This window comes from Rahnella sp. PCH160 (assembly GCF_047784855.1).
Classification (GTDB): domain Bacteria; phylum Pseudomonadota; class Gammaproteobacteria; order Enterobacterales; family Enterobacteriaceae; genus Rahnella.
On the sequence record NZ_JBLOGT010000003.1, the window covers coordinates 103,038 to 126,406 of the forward strand.

The 23,369-nt window shown below is 50.7% G+C and carries 18 protein-coding genes and 4 pseudogenes; 13 read left to right on the forward strand and 9 right to left on the reverse strand.

Going from position 1 to position 23,369, the window contains the following annotated elements; genetic code table 11:
• Positions 1-137: 137 nt before the first annotated feature.
• The gene (locus ACM5QY_RS26010) at positions 138-1,004 is read right to left on the reverse strand and encodes a helix-turn-helix domain-containing protein (RefSeq protein WP_416123513.1); all 867 of its coding nucleotides are present in this window, start codon (positions 1,002-1,004) and stop codon (positions 138-140) included.
• Between the two features lie 117 nt (positions 1,005-1,121).
• On the opposite strand from ACM5QY_RS26010, the pseudogene ACM5QY_RS26015 reads away from it, so the two are divergent.
• Positions 1,122-2,464, forward strand: a pseudogene (locus ACM5QY_RS26015) (glycoside-pentoside-hexuronide (GPH):cation symporter).
• Between the two features lie 27 nt (positions 2,465-2,491).
• Here the strand turns inward: ACM5QY_RS26015 and ACM5QY_RS26020 are convergent.
• Genes ACM5QY_RS26020 through ACM5QY_RS26030 form a run of 3 tightly spaced genes read right to left on the reverse strand, consistent with a single transcriptional unit; the run spans position 2,492 to position 4,106 of the window.
• Positions 2,492-2,749, reverse strand: a complete 258-nt coding sequence (locus ACM5QY_RS26020; protein WP_416123514.1) for a helix-turn-helix domain-containing protein — start codon at positions 2,747-2,749, stop codon at positions 2,492-2,494.
• 19 nt (positions 2,750-2,768) lie between these two features.
• Positions 2,769-3,179, reverse strand: a complete 411-nt coding sequence (locus ACM5QY_RS26025) for a substrate-binding domain-containing protein (RefSeq protein WP_416123515.1) — start codon at positions 3,177-3,179, stop codon at positions 2,769-2,771.
• A 39-nt stretch (positions 3,180-3,218) separates the two neighbouring features.
• Positions 3,219-4,106, reverse strand: a complete 888-nt coding sequence (locus ACM5QY_RS26030; RefSeq protein ID WP_416123579.1) for a helix-turn-helix domain-containing protein — start codon at positions 4,104-4,106, stop codon at positions 3,219-3,221.
• A 922-nt stretch (positions 4,107-5,028) separates the two neighbouring features.
• Between ACM5QY_RS26030 and ACM5QY_RS26035 the strand changes: the two genes are divergently transcribed.
• Entirely contained in the window at positions 5,029-5,259 is a 231-nt protein-coding gene (locus ACM5QY_RS26035; protein WP_416123580.1) for an EAL domain-containing protein, read from the forward strand.
• A gap of 238 nt (positions 5,260-5,497) precedes the next feature.
• Positions 5,498-6,583: pseudogene (locus ACM5QY_RS26040) on the forward strand (multidrug effflux MFS transporter); the annotation flags it as partial.
• Positions 6,584-6,769: 186 nt separating this feature from the next.
• Here the strand turns inward: ACM5QY_RS26040 and ACM5QY_RS26045 are convergent.
• A pseudogene (locus ACM5QY_RS26045) lies at positions 6,770-7,794 on the reverse strand (alpha/beta hydrolase).
• 274 nt (positions 7,795-8,068) lie between these two features.
• Here ACM5QY_RS26045 and ACM5QY_RS26050 point away from each other — a divergent pair.
• The 9 genes and pseudogenes from ACM5QY_RS26050 to ACM5QY_RS26090 all read left to right on the forward strand — a co-directional run bounded on the left by ACM5QY_RS26050 (position 8,069) and on the right by ACM5QY_RS26090 (position 16,378).
• Positions 8,069-8,953, forward strand: a complete 885-nt coding sequence (locus ACM5QY_RS26050; protein ID WP_463366402.1) for an aldo/keto reductase — start codon at positions 8,069-8,071, stop codon at positions 8,951-8,953.
• 115 nt (positions 8,954-9,068) lie between these two features.
• The gene (locus ACM5QY_RS26055) at positions 9,069-9,749 is read left to right on the forward strand and encodes a heavy metal response regulator transcription factor (protein WP_416123516.1); all 681 of its coding nucleotides are present in this window, start codon (positions 9,069-9,071) and stop codon (positions 9,747-9,749) included.
• Between the two features lie 14 nt (positions 9,750-9,763).
• Positions 9,764-11,220, forward strand: a pseudogene (locus ACM5QY_RS26060) (heavy metal sensor histidine kinase).
• A gap of 64 nt (positions 11,221-11,284) precedes the next feature.
• Complete coding sequence (locus ACM5QY_RS26065) at positions 11,285-11,764, forward strand: (R)-mandelonitrile lyase (RefSeq protein WP_416123517.1); 480 nt, start codon at positions 11,285-11,287, stop codon at positions 11,762-11,764.
• Positions 11,742-12,503 (forward strand): carboxymuconolactone decarboxylase family protein, encoded by a 762-nt coding sequence (locus ACM5QY_RS26070; protein ID WP_416123518.1) that lies wholly within the window; start codon positions 11,742-11,744, stop codon positions 12,501-12,503. The genes ACM5QY_RS26065 and ACM5QY_RS26070 overlap by 23 nt, the downstream gene beginning before the upstream one ends.
• Positions 12,504-12,512: 9 nt before the next feature.
• Positions 12,513-13,097 carry a flavodoxin gene (locus ACM5QY_RS26075; protein WP_416123519.1) on the forward strand — a complete coding sequence of 195 codons (585 nt, stop codon included), beginning with the start codon at positions 12,513-12,515 and terminating at the stop codon, positions 13,095-13,097.
• 107 nt (positions 13,098-13,204) lie between these two features.
• On the forward strand, positions 13,205-14,269 hold the full coding sequence (locus tag ACM5QY_RS26080) for an alpha/beta hydrolase (RefSeq protein WP_416123520.1): 1,065 nt from the start codon (positions 13,205-13,207) through the stop codon (positions 14,267-14,269).
• 241 nt (positions 14,270-14,510) lie between these two features.
• Entirely contained in the window at positions 14,511-15,362 is an 852-nt protein-coding gene (locus ACM5QY_RS26085) for an aldo/keto reductase (RefSeq protein WP_416123521.1), read from the forward strand.
• A 26-nt stretch (positions 15,363-15,388) separates the two neighbouring features.
• The gene (locus tag ACM5QY_RS26090) at positions 15,389-16,378 is read left to right on the forward strand and encodes an aldo/keto reductase (RefSeq protein ID WP_416123522.1); all 990 of its coding nucleotides are present in this window, start codon (positions 15,389-15,391) and stop codon (positions 16,376-16,378) included.
• A 34-nt stretch (positions 16,379-16,412) separates the two neighbouring features.
• Here ACM5QY_RS26090 and ACM5QY_RS26095 read toward each other — a convergent pair whose 3' ends face one another.
• On the reverse strand, positions 16,413-17,306 hold the full coding sequence (locus tag ACM5QY_RS26095; RefSeq protein ID WP_416123523.1) for a LysR family transcriptional regulator: 894 nt from the start codon (positions 17,304-17,306) through the stop codon (positions 16,413-16,415).
• 148 nt (positions 17,307-17,454) lie between these two features.
• Here ACM5QY_RS26095 and ACM5QY_RS26100 point away from each other — a divergent pair, with 148 nt between their 5' ends.
• Positions 17,455-18,240 carry an SDR family oxidoreductase gene (locus ACM5QY_RS26100; RefSeq protein ID WP_416123524.1) on the forward strand — a complete coding sequence of 262 codons (786 nt, stop codon included), beginning with the start codon at positions 17,455-17,457 and terminating at the stop codon, positions 18,238-18,240.
• Positions 18,241-18,422: 182 nt separating this feature from the next.
• On the opposite strand, the gene ACM5QY_RS26105 is transcribed toward ACM5QY_RS26100, so the two are convergent.
• The 3 genes from ACM5QY_RS26105 to ACM5QY_RS26115 form a co-directional block, all read right to left on the reverse strand.
• A complete protein-coding gene (locus ACM5QY_RS26105; RefSeq protein WP_416123525.1) occupies positions 18,423-18,929 on the reverse strand; it encodes a dihydrofolate reductase family protein in 507 nt (168 codons plus the stop codon).
• Between the two features lie 127 nt (positions 18,930-19,056).
• Positions 19,057-22,182: an efflux RND transporter permease subunit gene (locus tag ACM5QY_RS26110; RefSeq protein WP_416123526.1), complete on the reverse strand. Its 3,126-nt coding sequence runs from the start codon at positions 22,180-22,182 to the stop codon at positions 19,057-19,059.
• 17 nt (positions 22,183-22,199) lie between these two features.
• Positions 22,200-23,351: an efflux RND transporter periplasmic adaptor subunit gene (locus ACM5QY_RS26115; protein ID WP_416123527.1), complete on the reverse strand. Its 1,152-nt coding sequence runs from the start codon at positions 23,349-23,351 to the stop codon at positions 22,200-22,202.
• Between the last annotated feature and the right edge of the window lie 18 nt (positions 23,352-23,369).

Sequence of the window (23,369 nt, forward strand, 5' to 3'; positions counted from 1 at the left end):
CGTATTCACGTTATGAAAAGTAGGCTTAATTGCAGGCAAAAAATGTATTCTTTGGCGGGGTTTATATGACTTTTTTGCGCGACTAGGGAAACGCTGATCACACTCAGAAAAAATCGTTCAATTTTTAACATTTCCTGTTATAGGTGTGGCCCACGACCCACATCAGTAGTGGTTCTGACTTTATCTCTGAATGACAGCGGGGTATCGTTCATCATTTCCCGGAACTTGAGGCAAAAGTAAGCACTATCGGTGAAACCAGCACGCTGGGAAATATCACTGATACGTAGATCGGTATTGGTCAGTAAATTAATGGCAATATTGAGTTTTCTCAGGAGAATAAATTTTTTAAAACTGATACCGAAGGTGAGTTTAAATATTTTAGAAAACCACGACTTAGACCAGTTGCAGGTTCGCGCCGCCTCTTCTGTCGTGATTTCATAATTTTCAGTGGCTTCAATGGATTTCAGTAATTTGATAAGCTCTCCGAGATAGGCGTTATTTTCTTTTTCCGTAATATGTACAGCCGCTTTCAGGTTTTTAAATGCATGCAGCAGAATACTGCGGATAAGTGAGCGGAAAAGTGTGTCGGCAAAATCGCTAAACTCGCCACACCAGTTAAATAGCATTTCCAGCCGGTCGGCGTCTTCTGTGCCAAGAATGGCCATCGCACCACAATGCAACGCATCGGATGCCAACGCGTACTCATCAAGCCACTCTTTTTCGAATTGCAGGAGATAACGCACGTGATTCGCCTGCGCCGGGATGATCATCTCATGAATTATCAATGCCGGAACAAAAATCAATGTATTGTTTTCTATTGCTAATCTCTCATTTCCTATGGTGAAGCTGCCAGCTGATTGTCGAAACCACATCAGCTCCTGCATCATATGATAATGCGGTACTACCTCTATCCCCTGGAAGTCTCTGATAGAGTCGACCCGGAAGGTGAACAGGTCTCCGGCGCGAACGGGTATTTTTTCGAAAACGGGAGATTCATCACTCATACAGTACACTCTTCTTATATTTGTCAGGATTATTTATACATATCGCAAACGGCCTTAGCAATAACTTACTTACGTCTACGTAAGCATTTTCGTTAAATTTTATCCGATGGAGTCTGTATGAACAGTACACTAATAGGTGTAAAAGAAAAAATAAGTTATGGGTTGGGCGACACCGGTTGTAATTTAGTCTGGCAAACCGTGATGTTGTTTATGGCTTATTTTTATACTGATATTTTTGGTTTAAATCCAGCACATATGGGCACCATGTTTCTGGCGGTGCGTTTGATTGATGCGATAACTGATGTATTAATGGGGGCTGTGGCTGACAGAACAAAATCAAAATATGGTCAATTCCGGCCTTATTTATTATGGTTCGCGATTCCGTTTGGTTTGGTGTGCTGCTTAACTTTTTACACACCAGACTTATCATACGGTGGAAAACTGATTTATGCATACGTTTCCTATACATTACTGTCGCTGGTCTATACCGCGATTAATGTCCCTTACTGCGCGATGATCAATAATATTTCCAATGACTCCAGAGAGCGCGTGTCATTACAATCCTGGCGATTTGCCCTTAGTACCTTGGGTGGATTGATTGTTTCCCTGACGGCCCTGCCACTGGTGGCTTATCTGGGGAAAGGCAATCTGCAGAACGGTTATTTCTACACCATGATGGTAATGGGTGTACTGAGCATTATTCTATTTTTTATCTGCTTTGGTCTGACAAAAGAGCGTTTTTCACCGGATATCGAATTAACAAAAAAGAACAGTATCCTTGATGATCTTAAAACGCTATTTTCCAATAAAGACTGGCGTATTCTTTTTGCGCTTAACGTGGTGAACCTGGTGGCAGTGCTTTTTAAAGGTGGCACCACGCTCTATTTTGTAAATAGCATTATGAATCGCCCCGATTTGGGCAGCCTGTTACTGACCGCCACGCTGGCATCGGGCGTACTTGGGGCGATGATCTCGTCTACCGTATTTAAACACATCGATAAAGTGAAAGGGTTTAAAACGGCAATGTTCCTCGAAGCCGCGCTGCTTCTGGGTATGTATTTTATTCCCGGCAGCAACGTTATCGTCATTTTCTCGCTGGTGATTATTATTAATATTATCCAGCTTGCCGCAACCCCCTTACAGTGGAGCATGCTGTCAGACATTATTGATGCTGAGGAGCAGAAAAGCGGGAAGAAACTCAGCGGCATCGTCTTTTCCACCAATTTATTCGCCATTAAGTTAGGGATCGCCATTGGCGGCGCGCTGGTGGGGTATCTGCTCGCCTGGGGTGATTATGTCGGGGGGCAGTAACGCAAACCGCGTCGGCACTGGAAACCATCCGACTGCTGTTTACCGTTTTACCGGCTATCCTGGTGGCATTGCTAGTGCTGATCATGCGCAAATACAGCCTTAACGATAAAGCGCTGATGACCATGGCGGAGAAAAACTCAGCGACATAAATGCCAAGCGGTGACCGGCCTCACCGGTCACTTATTCTTTGCGTTCTGCTGACGGTAGAGCGCGGGCGTGAGATTCATCTTGCGTGTAAAGAAGTTATAAAAGTAGTTAATGGAGGGAAACCCGGCCAGCGCAGGGATGTCCGCAATCGGAATGTTTTTGTTCTCCAGCAGCATCCGGCAGGGAATGAGCTTTTCTTTCAGGATGACCGCATGGACCTTGCACCCAAGATCTTTTTGAAATTTGGTGTCGATAAGCGTGCGGGAAAGCTCAAGGTAGTTGATCACATGAATCACTTTCAGCAGTTTATGGATGTTCTCGCTGAGAAACGACAGTGCACCCCCAACAGCGGATCCTGTGTCCCTTTACATCCGTCGACATGCGCGCTTTGATACCAACTGGCGGAACCACAATGCGACGCAGGGCGTTCTGGTCCCTTGATGAAAGCCTTGCGTGTAAGAGACCGGCAGCCTGAAAACCTAATTGCCGGGCGCCCTGCACCACGGTCGTCAATGAGATGCGCGACAGATAGTTGGCGAGGTCTTCATCATCGATACTGACGATGGCGACCTCATCGGGTACTTTTACACCGGCTATCGTACAGGCCTGCAACAGATGACGGGTGCGGGAATCGGTAGCGGCGATAATGCCCTCGATAATCTGACGGACCCAGGCTTTATTGGCATTAAATAACAACCCTACGAGATACTGGCCCACATGTTTATTCTTCGTGTTCAGAACGGTGAAATCATTAACTCATTTGGTTTTATCATGCTTCGTGGATAGCTGTTTTGTTGACCGGCTGTTGGTTCTGAATTTCTTCGGCGTCACGCCAACAATCTTTTTAAACTGAAAACAGTAATAGGCACTGTCGGTAAATTCACACTGATAGGCAATATCCGTCACGTTCAATTCGGTATTGGTCAGCAGGTCGGCAGATAGGGCAATTTTCTTTCTGACCAGATACTCTTTAAAACTGACCTGCATAATCTTTTTGAAGGTACGTGAAAAATGACTCGATGACAGACCAACAAATTCTGCGGCTTCATTCAGTGTAATATTAAAAGAGGTTCGAGTCTCCATATCAATAATAAAATTGATGATATTTTCAAATGAGCTATTACCTTCATTTTCCGGTGAGATTTGTTCCGCCTGGGTGGCGTGGTGGAATATCGTATTGAGCAGAAGAATCATCAGTGGATTAATCTCATAGACTGAATGCGGTGTCTCATGTATTTCCGTAAACCATCTGAACAAGAACTGTAGCCTTGCGGCGTCCTGCTCATTGAGCTGCGTAACAATACCAACATGGGGCTTCATTGCAGGAAAGGGATATTTTAACCGGTTGAGTACCGCGTTATCGTATTGCAATAGGAAACGCTCATGGTCGCCGGTGAAAGACAGCTCCATATCATGCAATACCAGCGGACTGACGTAGATTAGGGTGTTATTTTTAAGATTAAATTTTTCGCGCCCAATACTGTAACTGCCCTCCGCTTTGTGAAACCACATAATCTCATGCTTAAGATGCATGTGTGGGCGGATGTATACTCCTTTTTCCGGTACGCCTTCCCGGGCGCGTAGCATGTAGTCGACGCCGATGGTGGTTTCGATTTTTTCAAAAAAGTGATCTGTATTCCACATGGTGAGCATAAAAATTATATAAACCCCACTAAAAATAACATCCTTGAGATGTATATGCGTGAAAAATCACATTGAACAGTAGAACAGATTTTTTAATATGTATACTAAAATAATATTTTTAATAGATAAAACGGTTGTCTATTTCGTGTATGCCTGATTTTTTATAGAGAAATTCATGCTAATTAATATGCCATATATACCAGGAATAATGGCATTATAACGAAAAAGTTAATTTTAAATCCGGATGGAATAAACGATAACCTTGAGCATCAGTTAAAAACTATTACACGTTAATTGACATCTATGGTGAAATATCACCCGCGTAACAATATCATATCAATATCGCGACAGCTTGCGTTGAAAATGGGGAAAACAAACTCGACGCCGATTTCCTGGGGAAATTCCCGGCATTGAAAGTCATCGCTATTTCGGTGTGGGTTTTGATGGTATCGATATGAATTATTTCCGGTAACATAATATCGCTGTCACCAATACTCTAGGTGTATTAACCGAAGATGTTGCTGACCTTGCCCTCGCCTGGCGCTCACGCGTGAGGTAATTCCCGCCAATAATTTTGTACAACAAGGATACTGGAGCCATTCACGCTATCCGTTACGACCAAATTCAGCCGGCGTAAAGTGGGAGTTATTTGGTATGGGCGGGTTGGGCAGGCGATATCTGCTGGTTATTGGGTTTGTTGGATATATGAATTTTCAAATCAATCGCTCATTAGCACAAATAATCATTGTTGCGTTTAGGTTGGTGAAATTCATCATTTTCGCAGTAATGCGGCCATCTTCTCTTTCTATATTCCTAGGCCACATCGCTTTCAATTTCTCAGCATTTGGTTAAATCCAATCTTGTCAACCTTGATATTGTGCGCGCACTTGCTGCTATGCATGCTGATCTATCTCGCAAAACAATGAAAGCAAAGTCCATACATGCTGGATTGTACAGGGATGAGTTCTCGCTTTTATTCCAGCCCATCGTTGATCGATCTGGTTTAGTCATAGGTGCGGAGGCCCTTTTACGCTGGGAACATCCGCAGAAGGGAACCATCTCTCCTACAGATTTTATTACAGAAGCTCAGGAAGCAGGGCTAATGCCCTTAATTGGTGAATGGGTTGTATCGCAAGGGTTAAGGGATGTATAGACCGGTCACATGGGTTACAGATCTGACCGGTCTCATAGGTAACACATTTCACCTCAGTCGATGCGCAAGATTTGCCCATCGATACTGTCATAGTAAGCAAGGATAAGGCGGTCGAATAAGATTACATGTAGGCCATCATCGACTTCTTTCATCATTACATACTCACCTCGTAATGATTCGCTCAAAAATAACAGGCGGGACCCCGCGCTGATATTTCCTTTAGAATGCACTCTGTATAGACGTGCATCTTCCGGCTATGCCCGTTATGGCAAAAGATTTACAGAGTGATGCTGAGCTGACAATCACTGGGTTCCTTATCGGATTTTGCATTGCGCAAGTGATTTGGGGACCGACTAGCGAGTCGTCTGCCGTTGTTTATCGGTTTAGGCCTGTTCATCATCGGCTCGGTAGGTAGCGCGTTATCAACAGATATCATGCAAATTGTCTTCTGGCGTGTTTTTCAGGCATTAGGTGCCTGTACAGGCCCAATGTTGGCACGAGCAATGATCCGCGATCTGTTTAGTCGCACTCGTGCAGCACAAATGCTTTCAACTTTGATGATCATTATGGCCATCGCGCCCATTGCCGGGCCCCTGATCGGCGGACAAATGATTAAAGTCACTTCGTGGCACGCTATTTTCTGGCTGCTGGCGATTATCGGAACACTAATGCTGATGTCCTTATTTTGGTTACCGGAGACATTACCTGCTGAAAAACGCTCGCAAGCCTCCGTAACCAAAGCCTTTCAAAACTACTATGCCTTGCTAACCAACGCAAAATACATGCGGTTTACTCTGTGTCTGACGTTCTATTACGTCGCGGCCTACGCCTTTATTACGGGCTCCCCGTTTCTGTACATCACTTACTTCGGCGTTGATCCGCAGCATTACGGTTGGCTGTTTGCAGTAAAAATTGTGGAATTAATGGCTGTGAGTATGGTCAACAGACGCTTGGTTCAACGATATCCACTGGAAGCGTTGTTCAAGAATGCCGTATTCATCGCCACTATTTCCGCAATAGTGCTGGCGGTCGCAACAGGCCTGGGCGTAGGTGGAATTACCGTGATTGTCGGGGCTGTGTTTGTATTCTTCTCGATGAATGGCATCATCGCTGCAACATCCACGGCTTGCGCACTTGACGCAGTGCCCAATGTAGCAGGATCCGCATCGGCGCTAATGGGGCATTACAATACGGAAGTGGCATTATCTCTTCATTGCTTCTCGCCCTGTTAAGTGATGGCACGCCATGGACGATGGGCTGGATAATTGCGTTGTTCACAGCAGCCAGCGCTTTGATGGCACTGACCGTTCAGATAAAAAAATGACCACCACATATCCACCACGCTTATGAATTTAACTCATAGCGCCTATTTAAGCAGCGTAATTATCTTTAACCGCAACTTCGTTAATCTGAGTATATCGCGTGAATACGCAATGTGAAATGCTGCGGAAAGTGGGTACAGCTGATGGACATACCCAGTCTGCTCGGCTGGGGCGTCATCGGAGGCTAACTAAATATTCTTATCGAAGAAGACGTCTAACTTTTGCATTGCCTGGTCTACGTATTTAGGAACCCAATACGTCTCGATATGGGTAGCTCCATCGATCAGGAAGAGTTCTTTGTCCTTCGTACCGGTGGCTTTCGCGAACGCATCTTCAGTCATGTAGAGCGTATCCGCTTTTGCACCGGCAATCATCAGCAGCGGTTTATTGATGAGATTGATATGGTCCGTTACGTCAAAGCTCATCAAATCCAGCAGACTGCTGGTGGTGTATTTAAACGTGGAGTTCGGGTGGGCGTGAGTTTTCCAGTAGTACTCGTAGCCCTGGCGATATAAGGCAAAAGGTAATTTAGCAATCTGTTCATCAGTCAGGTTGGCATCGCCGGAGTAAATCACTTCTCCTCCGGCTGCTTCCTGAGCACGTGCATCAGAAGCCTGCTGAAGACGCTGCTGGATAGTATCCAGCTGTGAATCCTGCATACCGTTGCGGCGCACAAGACCTGAATTAAACATGCTGATGGTTGCTATCGATTTGAACCGCTTGTCAGTTTCGGCCGCAACGAGTGAATATCCGCCGCCACCGCAAATGCCAAGCAGACCAAGGCGGGCGGTATCTACACCAAGATACTGGCTGATGTAGTCAGCCATGCCGTGGATATCCTCAATGCGATTAGCGGGTTTATCCACGCTGCGCGGCATCCCACCGCTAGCGCCCTGATATGCTGCGTCGGCGGTAATCGTGATGTAGCCCTGCTCGGCGAGACGCTGGGCATACAACCCGGAGACCTGTTCTTTTACGCCGCCATTAGGATGCGCGACCACCACGGCAGGGTATTTTTTGGCGGGATCGTAGTTAGCAGGGTATAGACATTCGCAGCAATCTGGATGCCATGCAGATCGTATTTCACTGGGTGAATGTTGACCTTGCCTTTGACGTTCTCAGTAATGGCACCGTCATAGACGAGTGTGAATGGATTTTTTTTGTAATCAGCCGCATTGACTGAGGTCACTCCAGCCATTGCCATGAGTAGCATTGCACTGATAAGCGTGAATTTCATGGTCTCTCCCGATGAGTGTCGGCCTGGTTATGCAGGCTCGCGGAATCAAATTTGCAGGCTCAGATTAGGCGGAGAGGGCTGTCAGCATCGTGACAGAGAAATAACATTTTTGTCAGGAAACAGACAGGGATAGGTAGGTATTTCTGACAATGCTGTCAGGTAGCCGTCAGCTTTATGTTGGCAATCACGCCGCAGAATGGTCTCGCTTAAATGAGATTCATGTTCAATTTTCTGAGAAGCGGAGCGATCAATGAATAGCAAGAATGGCCCAACAATGCCAGAGCGGCGCAAGCTATTAGTCGCCGGGGCCGGTATTGCCGCCGCCTCGCTAATTCCGCACGTATCAGCGGCGAGCCAATCCTCTCGGATCGATTCATCTAGGCAACCCAGCCAACGCCTTGCTGCTCCAGGCAAGCGTAAACTCGGGAAGCTGGAAGTCTCTGCCGTCGGTCTGGGTGTCCAGAACATGAGTCGCAAATACGACACCTCGGTTCCCTGGCGTCCCGAAATGGTCAATGTTATCCACCGGGCATTTGATGAAGGAGTGACGTTCTTCGACGCAGCCGAAGCCTACGGCCCATTTGAAGTCGAAAAAATTCTTGGGGAAGGCGTCGCCCCGTTCAGGGACAAAATCGTTATTGCCACCAAGTTTGGCTGGAACATTGACCAACAGACGGGTAAGCGTCTGCCGGGCCTTAACAGCAGGCCGGAGCATATCAGGCAGGTCGTCGACAATATGCTCAAACGCCTTCGTACCGATCGTATCGATTTACTGTATCAACACCGGGTTGATCCACAGCTCCCGATCGAAGATGTCGCCGGTGTGGTTAAAGATTTAATGGATCAAGGAAAAGTCCTGCACTGGGGTCTTTCTGAAATGGGCATCAACACGTTGAGACGCGCCCATGCAGCATTACCCGTTACCGCCGTGCAAAGTGAATACTCCATGCTCTGGCGCGGGCCTGAAAAACAAGTGCTTCCGGTGTGTGAAGAGCTGGGAATTGGGTTCGTGCCATGGAGTCCGCTTGGTGTGCAGTTTTTAACGGGCTGCATTGATGAGAATACCCGGTTCGCTGCCGGTGATTTCCGCGCAACAGAAACGCGCTTCTCACCCGACAAACTTCCGCTGAGATGACCGAGCTCACCCGCTCACTGGATGCCATTACTATCCAGGGTCAACGTCTGCCGGATGCTGTGCAGGTTTATTCTGATGGTGAAGCACCGTTGAAAAGTTAAGAGGAAGTCCCGTTATGCGTCTGTTGTTAGTCGAAGATGAAGAAAAAACGTCAATCTATCTCGCCCGTGCACTGGGTGAGTCCGGGTTTACGGTAGATGTCTCTGCAGATGGCGCTGAAGGTCTTCATTACGCCCTGGAGTTCGACTACGACGCGATAATCCTTGATGTGATGTTGCCGGGGATGGACGGCTACCGGGTGCTTGAGGGTGTGCGAGCAGTCAAACAGACGCCGGTGCTGATGCTCTCGGCTCGCGGATCGGTCGACGAGCGCGTTAAAGGGCTACGTCTTGGCGCGGATGATTATCTGCCCAAGCCCTTTTCGCTTATTGAACTGGTGGCGCGTATTCAGGCACTGGTGCGCCGCCGCTCTACGGATGGCGCAGACATCACCCAACTGCAAATTCACGATCTGCATCTCGACCTACTGGCTCGCCGGGTATTTCGCGCCGGAACGCGACTGGAACTGACCGCGAAAGAATTTTCCCTGTTGAGCCTTCTTTCCCGGCATCAGGGGGAGATTTTGTCAAAGATGATGATTGCTGAGCAGATATGGGACATGAATTTTGACAGCGATGCCAACGTGGTTGAAGTCGCCATTAAACGTTTGCGGGGCAAAGTTGATGCCCCGTTCGACGTAAAACTGTTACATACCGTTCGTGGCATGGGGTATGTCCTTGAAGTCCGGCCTGAATAAATGAAGGGGCAAGCATGCTTAAGCGTTCCATCTCAGTTCACCTGGCGCTGATGTTTGCCTTATCCGCGCTGCTGATTGTGTCCGTTATTGGCATCCTGCTAAGAAGTTCCCTGCATGACTCTTTGCAAAAGCAGATGCACAACGAGCTGTTGTTCAGGGAGTCATTAATGAGTCCGTGGATCACCGCACGAACGTCGGCTGACGGCTGGTTGACGCTTGCCAATAAATTCACTGTGTTAACCAATTCTGAAGGTGAGCGTGTTCGCTACTGGATAGTGAGCGATAACCCACACTTTAGCATGGGGGAACACCACCGGTGGGTGTTCAGTGGTCTTCTTTGCAGGAGGGCTTTAATAAAGTGCCCGGCGCATCGGAAGGTGCATGCTCACTGTTCCTGTTAGTGAAAACCATCCCCGCGAACGGTGAAAGGCCGGAGCTGCACTATGTGGTTGCCATCGATTCCACGCCGTACATGGGAACACTCGATGCGTTCACGCGTACATTGCTGATCATTGCCGCACTGGGCGTCGTGATTGTCGCCTTGCTGGGATACGTTGTTTCACGGATCGGTCTTCGTCCAGTTAAGGCTCTCAGTAAACAGGCACAGCAACTCGCACCCAGTGACCATGGACAGCGCCTGAATACCCGCGATTTGCCCGAAGAACTGCAGCAACTGGCGTCATCATTTAACGGTGTGTTAGAGCGTCAGGAAATCGCCTGGCGACAGCTCGAAAGCTTTAACGCCGACGTTGCTCATGAACTCCGTACACCGCTGACTAACCTGATTGGTCAGACGCAACTGGGTCTCTCGCGCCGACGCTCGCATGATGAACTGGAAGAGTTACTGGGTTCCAATCTGGAAGAGCTTGAACGTATGACATCTATAGTTAACGACATGCTGTTCCTGTCTCATGCCCACGCGGGTGAACATGCTTCCCAACTTACGCAGGTGTCCCTGCGGGAAGAAACCCTGAAAACAGCGGATTATGTTGACCCCTCTTTTGCTGAAAAACAGCTCTCTCTGGATGTTGAGGGCGACGTCACGGCGCACATCGACCGGCGACTGTTCCACCGCTCACTGGCTAATCTGCTTGAAAATAGCGCAAGACATTCACTTCCCAATAGCACGGTGACGGTGCGGTTAAACGAAAAAAACAATCAAGCCTGTGTTGAAGTTTCTAACCCTGGCGACCCAATAGCACCAGAGCACTTACATCGGCTTTTTGAGCGCTTTTATCGCGTCGACACATCCAGAGCCAGGAGTGATACCCAGCATGGGCTGGGTTTATCAATCGTACGCGCCGTCGCCATTATGCACCGTGGGGATGTCTTTGCGCGTAGTGAAGATGGCATCAATACATTTGGCCTCACCTTTGCGATGCAAGCGGATAAAACGGCGGACAATGCTCACTCCGGCACTGAGCCGGGATCAGGGCTAACTGACAGAATTGTCAGGGGGGCGTCAGCCTGACGTCATTGCCCCTCGATAGAATCATTGCAGGCAATCCCCCTCTTCATTGATAAGGACGCTTTGCATGATCGGACATTTACGTTACCTGGGGCTGTTACTGCCCCTCTTCACATGTTCATCCTGGGCTGCGGAGCAAAATCCCGCTGTCCATATTGCACCCGCAGGAAGTCAGAACGCGGTGCATGGGCCTGCAGAGAACTTTACCGGTCGCGTCCGGGTTGATCCTCTCTTCAAGCCTGATAACGACATCAATGTGTCAGGGGCTTATGTCACCTTTGAACCGGGTGCCCGTTCAGCATGGCATACGCATCCGGCAGGTCAGCGGCTGATTGTGACCTCTGGTGTTGGGCTCACCCAACAAGAAGGCCAGCCGGTGCAGGTAATCCGCGCTGGTGATGTTGTCTCTTGCCCGGCGGGAGTCAAACACTGGCACGGGGCAGCGCCTGGCAGCGCGATGACACATCTGGCGATAACCGGGATTGTGGATGGCAAAAGCGTTAAATGGATGGAGAAAGTGACAGATGAACAATACCACGCCCATTAAGGCATTAACGGCAGCGGTACTGCTGACCTTTGGTTTTGGTCTCACGGCAAATGCTGCGCCCGTCAATAAAGGAGCCTCAGAAATGAACCACGAACAAACCGTTTCTGATACGCTGTCGGCTCGCCAGCACGCCATCCCACTGATTGCGGCATCGATGACCAGCAGTCAGATGGATAAGCTGAATGCAGCGCTGAATCAGGGACTTGATGCAGGACTCACCATAAACGAAACCAAAGAGATTCTTGTCCAGCTTTATGCCTACACGGGCTTCCCCCGTAGCCTGAATGCACTTAGTGAACTGATGAAGGTCGTCGAAGCGCGTAAACAACGTGGCATTGAAGACGTTGAAGGTAAAGATCCGGTCGCCCCCATCCCTGTCGGGGACGAGCTTCGCCGTGTCGGTACTGCAAACCAGTCTAAAATCTCAGGCACTCTTGTCCAGGGACCTCTGTTTGATTTTGCCCCGGTCATTAATCAGTTCCTGCAAACGCATCTGTTCGGCGACATTTTCGCCCGCGATAACCTCGACTGGCAAAGCCGCGAGCTGGCAACGGTTGGCGCATTAGCGGCTACTCCGGGTGTTGAGGCACAACTGCTATCGCATACACGAGCAAGCATGCGGGTCGGCCTGACGGCATCACAGCTGCGCCAGCTTGCACAGGATCTGCGCGAACATGGCGAAAATGATGCTGCTTTACGCGCTGAAAAGGCGCTGCAACAGGCGCTCGCAAACAATTAGGAGTTGATTATGGAGCATGATCCCAACCGCAGAATGTTGATCACCGCGCTTGCCGGGCTCACGCTGGCGAACGTCTCCCTGGTATCAGCTGCTACCAAAAACGCAAACGTGCAGGGTAAAAGCCGTATGCTGGTGGCGTACTTTTCCCGCAGCGGTAACACTCAGGTGATTGCGGGTGTCATTCACCGCAGCCTGAACACCGATATGTTTAAAATCGAACCAGCCACACCTTATCCCGAAGACTATTTTCAGACCGTTGAACAGGCGAAAAATGAGCGTGAGCGGGGAGTAAAACCGGCATTAAAAAATAGCGTCGCAGATATCTCACGCTATGAGACCGTGTATTTAGGCTTTCCCATCTGGGGAACCAGCGTGCCGCCGGTAGTACAAACGTTTCTCAGCAGCCATAACCTTGCGGGCAAATTACTCATTCCCTTCATTACTCACGGCGGCTACGGTAAAGGGGACAGCGACGACATCCTCGCAAGTTTGGCCGCAACCGCCCGCCGGGAAAAACCACTGGTCATTGAATGCGATCAGGAGCGAAGAACCACAGAAACTGTCACCAGTTGGTTAGAAACCATACGCGGCTAATCGTCCGCATTCATGAGTTTGCCAAATAAGGGCAATCAGGGGTACTAAATAATTAACGCTGACAACTCAGATATGATTGAACGGCAAACATAAAAGAGGATGTATTCTTGAAGACGATCTTAAAAACGCTGGCCATTTGCGTGATGGCGGGTGGCCTGGTGGCTCAGTCGGTATATGCCGAGCCACTGGTTATTCAGGAACAAGGAAGCTTTTCCGCTGGCGGTACTATTATCACCGCACCAGGGAAATTTGACGCGAAAAAGCCGCTGGATTCTGCTGGCCAAACTTATCATGGCGATCATGCATCTGTGTTCTACCAAATCCCGGAAAATCCCCATAAATACCCTATTGTCATGCTGCACGGCGCAGGTCAGTTCTCCCGTACGTGGGAAAGCACTCCGGATGGTCGCGAAGGGTTCCAGAACATATTCCTGCGTCGTGGCTTCTCAACCTATCTTGTCGATCAGCCACGCCGGGGCAGCGCCGGGCGCACTACTGTAGAAGGTACTGTTTCGCCAAAACCCGATGAGCAGATGTGGTTTAACCAGTTCCGCGTAGGCGTGTGGCCAGAGCAGTTTAAAGGCGTTCAGTTCTCTCACGACAAAGAAGCGCTGAATCAGTACTTCCGTCAGATGACCCCGAATACCGGGCCGTTTGATATCAATGTTATCTCTGATGCGATGTCCGCCGTAGTGGACAAATCCGGCCCGGCTATCCTCTTCACCCACTCTCAGGGTGGCGGAGCGGGCTGGTATACGGCGATGAAAAACGACAAGATCAAAGCCATTGTCGCCTTCGAGCCTGGCAGCAGCTTTGTCTTCCCGGAAAAAGAACTCCCTGCCCCTATGCCAAGTGCGTTCGACACGCTGAAGGGTGAGCCTGTTCCGGTGGAGCAGTTTATGGCACTGACCAAAATCCCGATTCTGATTATTTACGGCGATAACATACCGGATAAACCTGTCGCCATGCCTGCGCAGGACAGCTGGCGCGTACGTCTGGCGATGGCTCGTGAGTGGCGTGACGTGGTGAACAAGCATGGCGGGGATGTGACTGTGACGCATCTGCCAGAGGTAGGGATCAAAGGTAATACCCACTTCCCGTTCTCTGATTTGAATAATGTGCAGATTGCTGATTTGGTGAGTAAATTCCTGAAGGAGAAAAATCTGCAGTAGGACGAGATAATAGCGAGCCTTCATTATTGAAGGCTCAATACAAAAACCATCTTTATAAAAAAAATAAAGTGGGCAAATCTGGCTGAAAAGCGTTGAATGTGACGGTCTGCTTCGCACATAAAGCAGACCGCCAGCCCCAAATTAATGAATACATCTAATAAACCCTAGCTAATTACTCCATCTAATCGAATAAATCACTCTGCGTTATGCTTTTCCTGGACAACAGTTGAAGGATAAAGACATGCAAACAGTAAAACTGAACAACGGTATTGAAATGCCCCTGCTGGGCTTTGGTGTCTTCCAGATGACGGACGCCGCAGAATGCGAGCGTGCCGTTATTGATGCCATTGAAATCGGTTATCGCCTGATTGATACCGCCGCGGCCTACCAGAACGAAACCCCGGTCGGGAACGCACTGAAACAGACCGGTATCGCCCGTAACGAACTCTTTGTAACAACCAAACTTTGGCTGCACGATACCCATTACGAAGGTGCTAAAGCACAGTTCGAACGCTCTCTGAATCGGCTGCAACTTGATTACGTTGACCTGTACCTGATTCACCAGCCTTACGGTGATGTTCATGGTGCCTGGCGTGCCATGGAAGAATTGCTGCAGGCAGGCAAAATTCGCGCCATTGGCGTCAGCAACTTCCATCCAGACAGACTGGCCGATCTTATCGCCTTCAACAAGGTTGCCCCTGCGGTAAACCAGATTGAAGTTAACCCCTTCAACCAGCAGCTGCATGCCGTTCCATGGAATCAAAGCCGTGGTATTCAGCCGGAAGCCTGGGCACCGTTTGCTGAGGGTAAAAATGGCCTGTTCCAGCATCCCGTGTTAACGGCAATTGGTCAGAAGTACGGCAAAAGCGTGGGCCAGGTTGTACTGCGTTGGATCTTCCAGCGAGGCATCGTTTCTCTGGCCAAATCGGTGCGAAAAGAACGAATGGAAGAGAACATCAACATTCTCGATTTTGAACTCAGTCCTGAGGATATGTTGCAGATTGCCGCCCTTGATACCGCAACCAGCGCCTTCTTCTCTCACCGCGACCCGGCGAGGGTGGAATGGCTGACTGGTCGCAAACTTGACGTTTAAACCGCGATAAAAGAGGTATTCATTCAATGCAAAAACGTTATCTGGGTAAATCCGGACTCGAAGTCTCCGCTCTTGGACTCGGTTGCATGGGGCTCAGTCACGGCTACGGCCCGGCGACCAATACCCGTCAGGCTATCGAACTCATTCGTGCTGCGGTTGAACGTGGCGTCACGTTCTTCGATACCGCCGAAGTGTATGGCCCCTTCCTTAATGAAGAGGTTGTCGGCGAAGCCTTAAAGCCCTTTCGCGACCGCGTGGTTATCGCCACCAAATTTGGTTTTACCTTCGGCGATGACAACAAGCAGCAGATTTTAAACAGCCGTCCGGAGCATATCCGTGAAGCCGTTGAAGGATCATTACGCCGTCTTAAAACAGACGTTATTGATCTGCTGTATCAGCACCGCGTCGATCCAGATGTGCCTGTTGAGGATGTTGCGGGGACGGTGAAAGATCTGATTGCAGAAGGCAAAGTTAAACATTTCGGTCTGTCCGAAGCTGGCGCACAAACCATTCGTCGTGCGCATGCTGTACAACCGGTCACTGCGCTGCAAAGCGAATACTCCATGTGGTGGCGCGAGCCTGAGCAGGAGATCCTGCCGTTGCTGGAGGAGCTGGGCATTGGTTTTGTCCCCTTCAGCCCATTAGGTAAAGGTTTCCTGACGGGGTCGATTAAACCAGGAACGACGTTTGGCAAGGATGATTACCGCAGCACAGTACCGCGTTTCGCCGCGCAAGCGATTGAAGCCAATGAAAAGCTGGTCTCTTTATTAGGTGAACTGGCTGCAGGGAAAGGTGTGACGTCTGCACAAATCGCACTGGCATGGCTGCTGGCACAAAAGCCGTGGATTGTTCCTATTCCGGGCACCACCAAACTGCACCGGCTGGAAGAAAACCTAGGCTCAGCCGACATCATGCTTTCGCAGGATGACTCGCAGCAGATAACCCAGGCGCTTGAAACGATTAAAATCGTCGGCGAACGTTACTCTCCTGAGCATCAGGCTCGCACAGGCCGTTAATACCCGGACGGGTCCGCTGCGATTGGCGGACCCTTTATTCCTGGTAGCGAAGTGCATCGATCATCAGCGCAAAAGCGGGCGGATGCTGCTCACGGCTGGGGTAGTAAAGATAATATCCGGGGAAAGACGGACACCAGTCCTGCAGAACCTGAATAAGCTCTCCTGACTTTATATAATCCTGCACCCTTTCTTCAGGTATACAGGCGATGCCAAAACCGGATAAAGCAGCATCAATCCTTTCCGCCTGCAGATTAAAAGTTACCTGCCCTTCCACTCTGACCCGTAACGGTTTCCCATCCTTCTCAAACTCCCAGTGGTAAAGTCCACCGGCAGTCGGCAGGCGCATATTGATACACCGATGGTTTTGTAGCTCGTGCGGTGTTTCGGGTACGGGGCTAGCGGCAAAATAGGACGGTGCTCCCACCACTGCCATTCGCATTTCCGGTCCAATCCTCACCGCGATCATATCCTTATCCACGCTTTCGCCCAGACGGATCCCGGCATTAAAACGCCCCTCAACAATATCGACAAAGCCGTTATCAACCACCAGTTCGAGATTAATTTCCGGATATTCCCTGAGGAAGGGTTTTAACTTCGGCCAAACCAAACTTCGCGCGGCATGCTCCCCGGCAGATAAACGGATATTGCCGGAGGCTGTACCGTTTAGTTGAACAAGCGATTCCAGCTCCTGTTCAAGATCGTCAATACGAGGTTCAAGGCAGGCAATAATCCTCTCACCGGCCTCTGTAGGGGCTACGCTTCGGGTCGTGCGGGTCAGAAGGCGGATGTTTAGTCTTTCCTCAAGTGCCTTCATCGCATGGCTGAGTGCAGACTGAGAAACACCCAGTTTGCCCGCCGCTTTGGTAAAACTTCGCTCCCTTGCCACCACAAGAAAGATTTGCAGTTCGTTGAAGTTTTCTTTGAGCATCGGCGATTTCCTTTTGGAGGTATTCCCTTCACCGCACACTCATGAAGGGTGTTCATAGACACAATCATTTTAGCCTCATTAATGACAATAATGATAATTGATATTCTGACTGTATCGAAAATAAGTCTGAATTATCAGAAGGTTTATCATGAGAATACTCGTTGCTGGGGCGACAGGAAGCATTGGCCTTCATGTCATAAATACCGCGATTGAAATGGGCCATCAGCCCGTAGCGCTCGTCAGAAATAAGCGCAAAGTAAAATTGCTTCCTCGTGGAGCGGATGTTTTTTACGGCGATGTTTCAATGCCTGAAACACTCACCGATTTGCCGAAAAATATTGATGCCATCATCTTCACTCTCGGTTCTGATTGCCTGGGTCGTATTGGTGCCAGAGCGATAGATTACGGCGGTGTGCGTAACATTTTACGAATATTCAAGAATACGCCTGTTCGCATCGGCTTAATGACCACGATTGGTGTGACTGAACGGCTCAGCACTTTGAATCAACGCACTAACGTTCATGACTGGAAAAGACGTTCCGAACGTCTGATCAGGGCGAGTGGTCATCCCTATACCATCGTCAGGCCCGGCTGGTTTGATTACAACAATGATGATGAGCACAGAATCGTTATGCTTCAGGGAGATCGTCGCCATGCGGGAACACCGGAAGATGGTGTGATATCCCGGGAGCAAATCGCCCAGGTTCTGGTCAGTGCCCTGACCAACGATGCGGCAAAAAATAAAACGTTTGAGCTGGTCGCTGAGCGAGGGGAAGCACAACTGGATTTTACACCTCTCTTTACGGACTTGCAGGCAGATAACCCTCAAAAAAATGATGGGGTTTTAGATTTGAACAACATGCCTTTCAGTGAAGAACCTGAGTGCATTATTAACGAGCTAAATCTGTTTTCGATACGCGTAAAATCCATCTAACCTGATCGTGTTCACGTGGTGTTAGTCCCAGATTAATTCAGTCAATAAAAGTATGACACTGACTACGTTAGAATGGGGCCTCCATCACATCATTACACTACGGTTCTCGTCGTCGATGGCGCCTTCATGCTATGTGAATAAACCGCGGCATTCGCACCGGAGAAGCAAAGCCGCAAAATGTGTTACTGCTTGTCGTTGTTGACGGTGTAGCGCAGCCAGACAGTGCCACCTTGACCAACTTCAGCGCTTTTCAGGGCAAACTCAACAGGGGCATGATCGGGCAGATAGTCGGATTTCGCGAACAGGGTGACCGAATCGTTCTCGCCATCGGCCAATGGTGCGATCACTAGGCTGAGTTCATCCACAACACCTGCCTGCAGGAACGACCAGTTGATGAAGCCGCCGCCAGAAAGCATAAGTGTCTCGATCTTGAAAAGGGATTTCAGTTTTTCTACGGTCAATCTGCAATCCAGATGATCCTTGCCCGCGATGATGTAGGATATTTTCATCTCACGAAGGAAGGCGCGATAGGCATTGCTCGCTCTTTCCGTCAGGACCTCGATGACGTGCGCGGGTGGGCGATCCTCGTATTGCAATGTATTGGTTTCCCAGCCGATTCTCCCCGAGGCATCGACCGAAATGTTGTGCATCCGTGCGTCGCTCACCGCACCGTAGTCGCCTTCCGGCACGGCGGCCGCACCGATGTTTTCCCAGATTGAAGGATGGCGCGATGAATCTGAGTCATCCTTACGCCTTCCCGCGAGGCCCTGGAAGGTGTGACAGTTGAATACTCAGAGATTCAGACCGGAGATCAGATTACTCATCAGTGTGCGTCACTGATTTTGAAAAACGACGACGCACCACCACGAAAAATACCGGCACGAAGAAGATCGCGAGCAGCGTGGCGGAAATCATCCCGCCCATCACGCCGGTACCGACGGCATTCTGTGCGCCGGAACCCGCACCGTTGCTGATCGCCAGCGGCAGAACCCCGAGAATAAACGCCAGTGAGGTCATCAGGATCGGGCGTAAACGCATCCGCACCGCCTCCAGCGTCGCTTCAATCAGCGGCTTGCCTTCTTTAAGCATCAGATCGTTGGCGAACTCGACGATCAGGATGGCGTTTTTGGCCGCCAGCCCGATTGTGGTCAGCAGCCCGACCACGAAGTACACGTCATTATTCAGCCCGCGCAGGCTGGTCGCCAGTAACGCACCGACCACGCCCAGCGGCACCACCAGCATGACCGAGAACGGGATCGACCAGCTCTCATACAATGCCGCCAGACAGAGGAAAACCACCACCAGCGAAATGGCATACAGCGCCGGTGCCTGTTCGCCGCTCATGCGTTCCTGATAGGACATCCCCGTCCAGTCATGGCTGATACCCGCTGGCAGTTGCGTCGCCAGTTCTTCCATCAGCGCCATCGCTTCGCCCGAGCTTTTCCCCGGTGCAGGTTGACCCAGGATCTCCAGAGAAGACAGGCCGTTATAGCGCTCCAGACGCGGTGAACCGTAAACCCATTTTGCGGTGGAGAAGCTGGCGAACGGTACCATTTTGCCGTTAGTGGCACGCACGAACCAGTCGTTGAGATCGTCGGGCATCATGCGGTACTGCGCATCGCTCATCACATAAACTTTCTTGACGCGGCCATTATCGACGAAGTCGTTAACATAACTGCCGCCCCACGCAGCGGACAGCGTTGTGTTGATATCCGCCAGTGACAGCCCCAGCGCTTTGGCTTTTTCCTGATCGATGGTCACTTTGTACTGTGGCGTATCTTCCATGCCGTTCGCACGCACTGCCATCAGCACGTCAGGATGCTGAGCCGCCAGCGCCAGCAGTTGGTTACGCGCTTCCAGCAGTTTCTCGTGCCCCAGATTGCCCCGGTCGATCAGCTCAAAATCAAAACCGGTGGCGTTACCGAGCGCGATAATCGGCGGCAGATTAAAGGCCACGACGGTGCCGTCGATGATTTTTGAAAACGTCGCATTGGCACGCTGCACAATCGCGGTGACTTTGTTGTCATCCCCTGGCCGCTCGCTCCAGTCTTTCAGGCCGACAAAGGCAATGCCGACGTTCTGCCCGCGTCCGGCAAATCCGTAACCGTTGACCGTCAGAACGTTAGCCACGTTGCTTTTTTCGTCATGCAGATAGTGATCGGTAATGGTATCGAGCACTTTCTGCGTCCGTTCCTGCGTTGCACCGGCCGGTAAAATGGCCTGAGTTGCCAGTACGCCCTGATCTTCTTCCGGCAGAAAAGACGTCGGCAGATGAACAAACATCGCCACCATGCCCGCGACGATCAGCAGATAAATCACGATATAGCGTCCGGAGCTTTGTAAAATCCGCGCGACCGAAGACGTGTAATGCTGCGTACTCTGGTCAAACTTGCGGTTGAACCAGCCAAAGAATCCGGTGGTTTTGCCGTGTTCGCCTTTTGTAACAGGTTTGAGCAACGTGACGCACAGCGCAGGCGTGAGGATCAGTGCAACAAACACCGACAGCGCCATTGCTGACACGATAGTGATGGAGAACTGACGGTAGATAACGCCGGTTGTGCCGCCGAAGAATGCCATTGGCACAAACACCGCCGAGAGCACCAGTGCAATGCCGACCAGCGCGCCCTGGATCTGCTCCATTGATTTACGCGTCGCCGCTTTTGGCGACAGCCCCTCCTCGGCCATTACGCGCTCGACGTTCTCCACCACCACAATGGCGTCATCAACCAGCAGGCCGATGGCCAGCACCATGCCAAACATGGTCAGGGTGTTGATGGTAAAACCACAGGCCGCCAGAATGCCGAAGGTGCCCAGCAGTACTACCGGTACGGCGATCGTCGGGATCAGCGTTGCGCGGAAGTTTTGCAGGAACAGGAACATCACCAGAAACACCAGCACAATGGCTTCGAACAGCGTTTTCACCACCTCATTAATCGAGATTTTGATAAACGGCGTCGTGTCGTACGGATACACCACCTGCAGGCCGTCCGGGAAGAACGGGCGCAGCTGTTCCAGTTCGGTGCGCACAGCCGCCGCGGTATCAAGCGCGTTAGCCCCGGTTGCCAGCTGGATCCCCAATGCTGATGCCGGTTGTCCGTTGATTTTCACCACAAACTGATAATCCTCACCGCCGCGCTCAATACGGGCGACATCATGCAACCGCACCTGAGAACCGTCGGCGTTCACTTTCAGCAAAATATCGCCGAATTCATCCGGTGAAATCAGGCGGGTTTGCGCAATCAGGGAAGCATTGAGCTGCTGCCCCGGCACCGGCGGTGCTCCGCCAATCTGCCCGGCGGCCACCTGCGCATTCTGGGTGTTCAGCTCGGCGATGACATCCACCGGCGTGAGCTGGAAATTGTTCAGCTTGTTCGGATCCAGCCAGATGCGCATAGCGTACTGCGAGCCGAAAATCTGCGTATCGCCGACGCCGTCAATGCGGCTAATCGGATCTTTGATATTCGAGCCCACGTAATCCGAAATATCCTGCTGAGTCATCGTGCCGTTGCTGTTCACAAAACCGACCACCATCATGAAGGTGCTGGACGATTTTCTGACGGTGATCCCCTGCTGCTGAACTTCAGAAGGCAACAGCGGCGTGGCAAGCTGCAATTTATTCTGCACCTGAACCTGCGCGATATCCGCATCGGTGCCGGTTTTGAACGACAGCGTGAGCTGCAACGTGCCCGAAGAGTCGCTGGTCGATGACATATACATCAGGCCATCGAGGCCATTCATGTTTTGTTCGATGACCTGCGTTACCGAGTTCTGCAAAGTCGTCGCATCCGCGCCGGGATACTGCGCGCGGATCTGCACCGCCGGGGGCGCAACGCTTGGATATTGTTCAACCGGCAGATTGAGGATGGAAATCGCGCCAGCGAGCATCACAATGATGGCAATCACCCAGGCAAAGATGGGGCGATCGATAAAGAATTTAGACATATTTCAGCGTTCCCTGATTAAGACTTTGCTGGCTGCTCATGAGGCTCGACGGCCTCTCCCGGCTTGATTTTCTGTACACCTGATACCACCACGCGATCGCCCGCCGACAGACCGGACAGCACCTGCCATTGGTCATCAAGCGCTTTGCCGGTGGTGATGTTTTTCAGCGCCACTTTGTTATCTGCACCGACCACCAGTGCGGTCGCCTCACCGCGTGGATTGCGGGTGACGGCCACCTGCGGCACCAACAATGCGGTCGGAATAACGCCCTCATCCAGCCGCGCACGGACAAACATGCCGGGCAGTAAACGGTGCTGAGGATTGGGGATCACCGCGCGCAGGGTAATAGAACCCGTGGTTTCATCGACGGTGACATCGGAGAATTCCAGCGCGCCTTTTGGCGCATAAACGCTGCCGTCAGAGAGCATCACGGTCACCTCGGCTTTACCGGCGGTTTGTTTAATTTCGCCGTCCGACATCGCCTGACGCAGGCGCAGGAATTCCTCCCCCGATTGGGTAACATCGACATACATTTGATCCAGCTGCTGAACGGTCGTCAGCGAGGAAGTCTGCGCGTTTTGCACCAGCGCCCCTTCTGTCACCGAAGAGCGTCCGATCCGCCCGGCAATCGGCGACGTGACGGTGGTGTATTGCAGATTAATACGGGCTAATTTCACCGCTGCTTTGGCTGCGACGACCGCGGCCTGAGCCTGTTGGGCAGTGGCCTGCGCCTGATCGAAATCCTGCTGGCTGATGTAATGCGTGCCGGTCAGCGTGCGGTAACGATTCACCGTGGTTACTGCGATCCGCGCGCTGGCCTCGGCTTGTGCGAGGTTTCCCAAAGCGCTGTCCAGAACGGCCTGATACGGCGCGGGGTCAATCTGGTACAGCGCCTGCCCTGCATTCACGTCGCTGCCTTCGGTGAATAACCGTTTTTGAATAATCCCGGACACCTGCGGACGCACCTCGGCAATACGCAGCGCAGACGTTCTTCCCGGTAATTCAGAGGTCATCTTCAGCGGCGCAGTGGTGAGTTTTATGACGTTAACGTCGGTTAATTTTTGCTGCGCAGAGGCGGTATTTCCGCTCTCATCACACCCGGTTAATACCCAACTCCCAGATAACAGACAAAAGGCTGCCAAAGGCTTTAAAAGCCCTAAATGATTCATGAATTCCCACCTCAAATA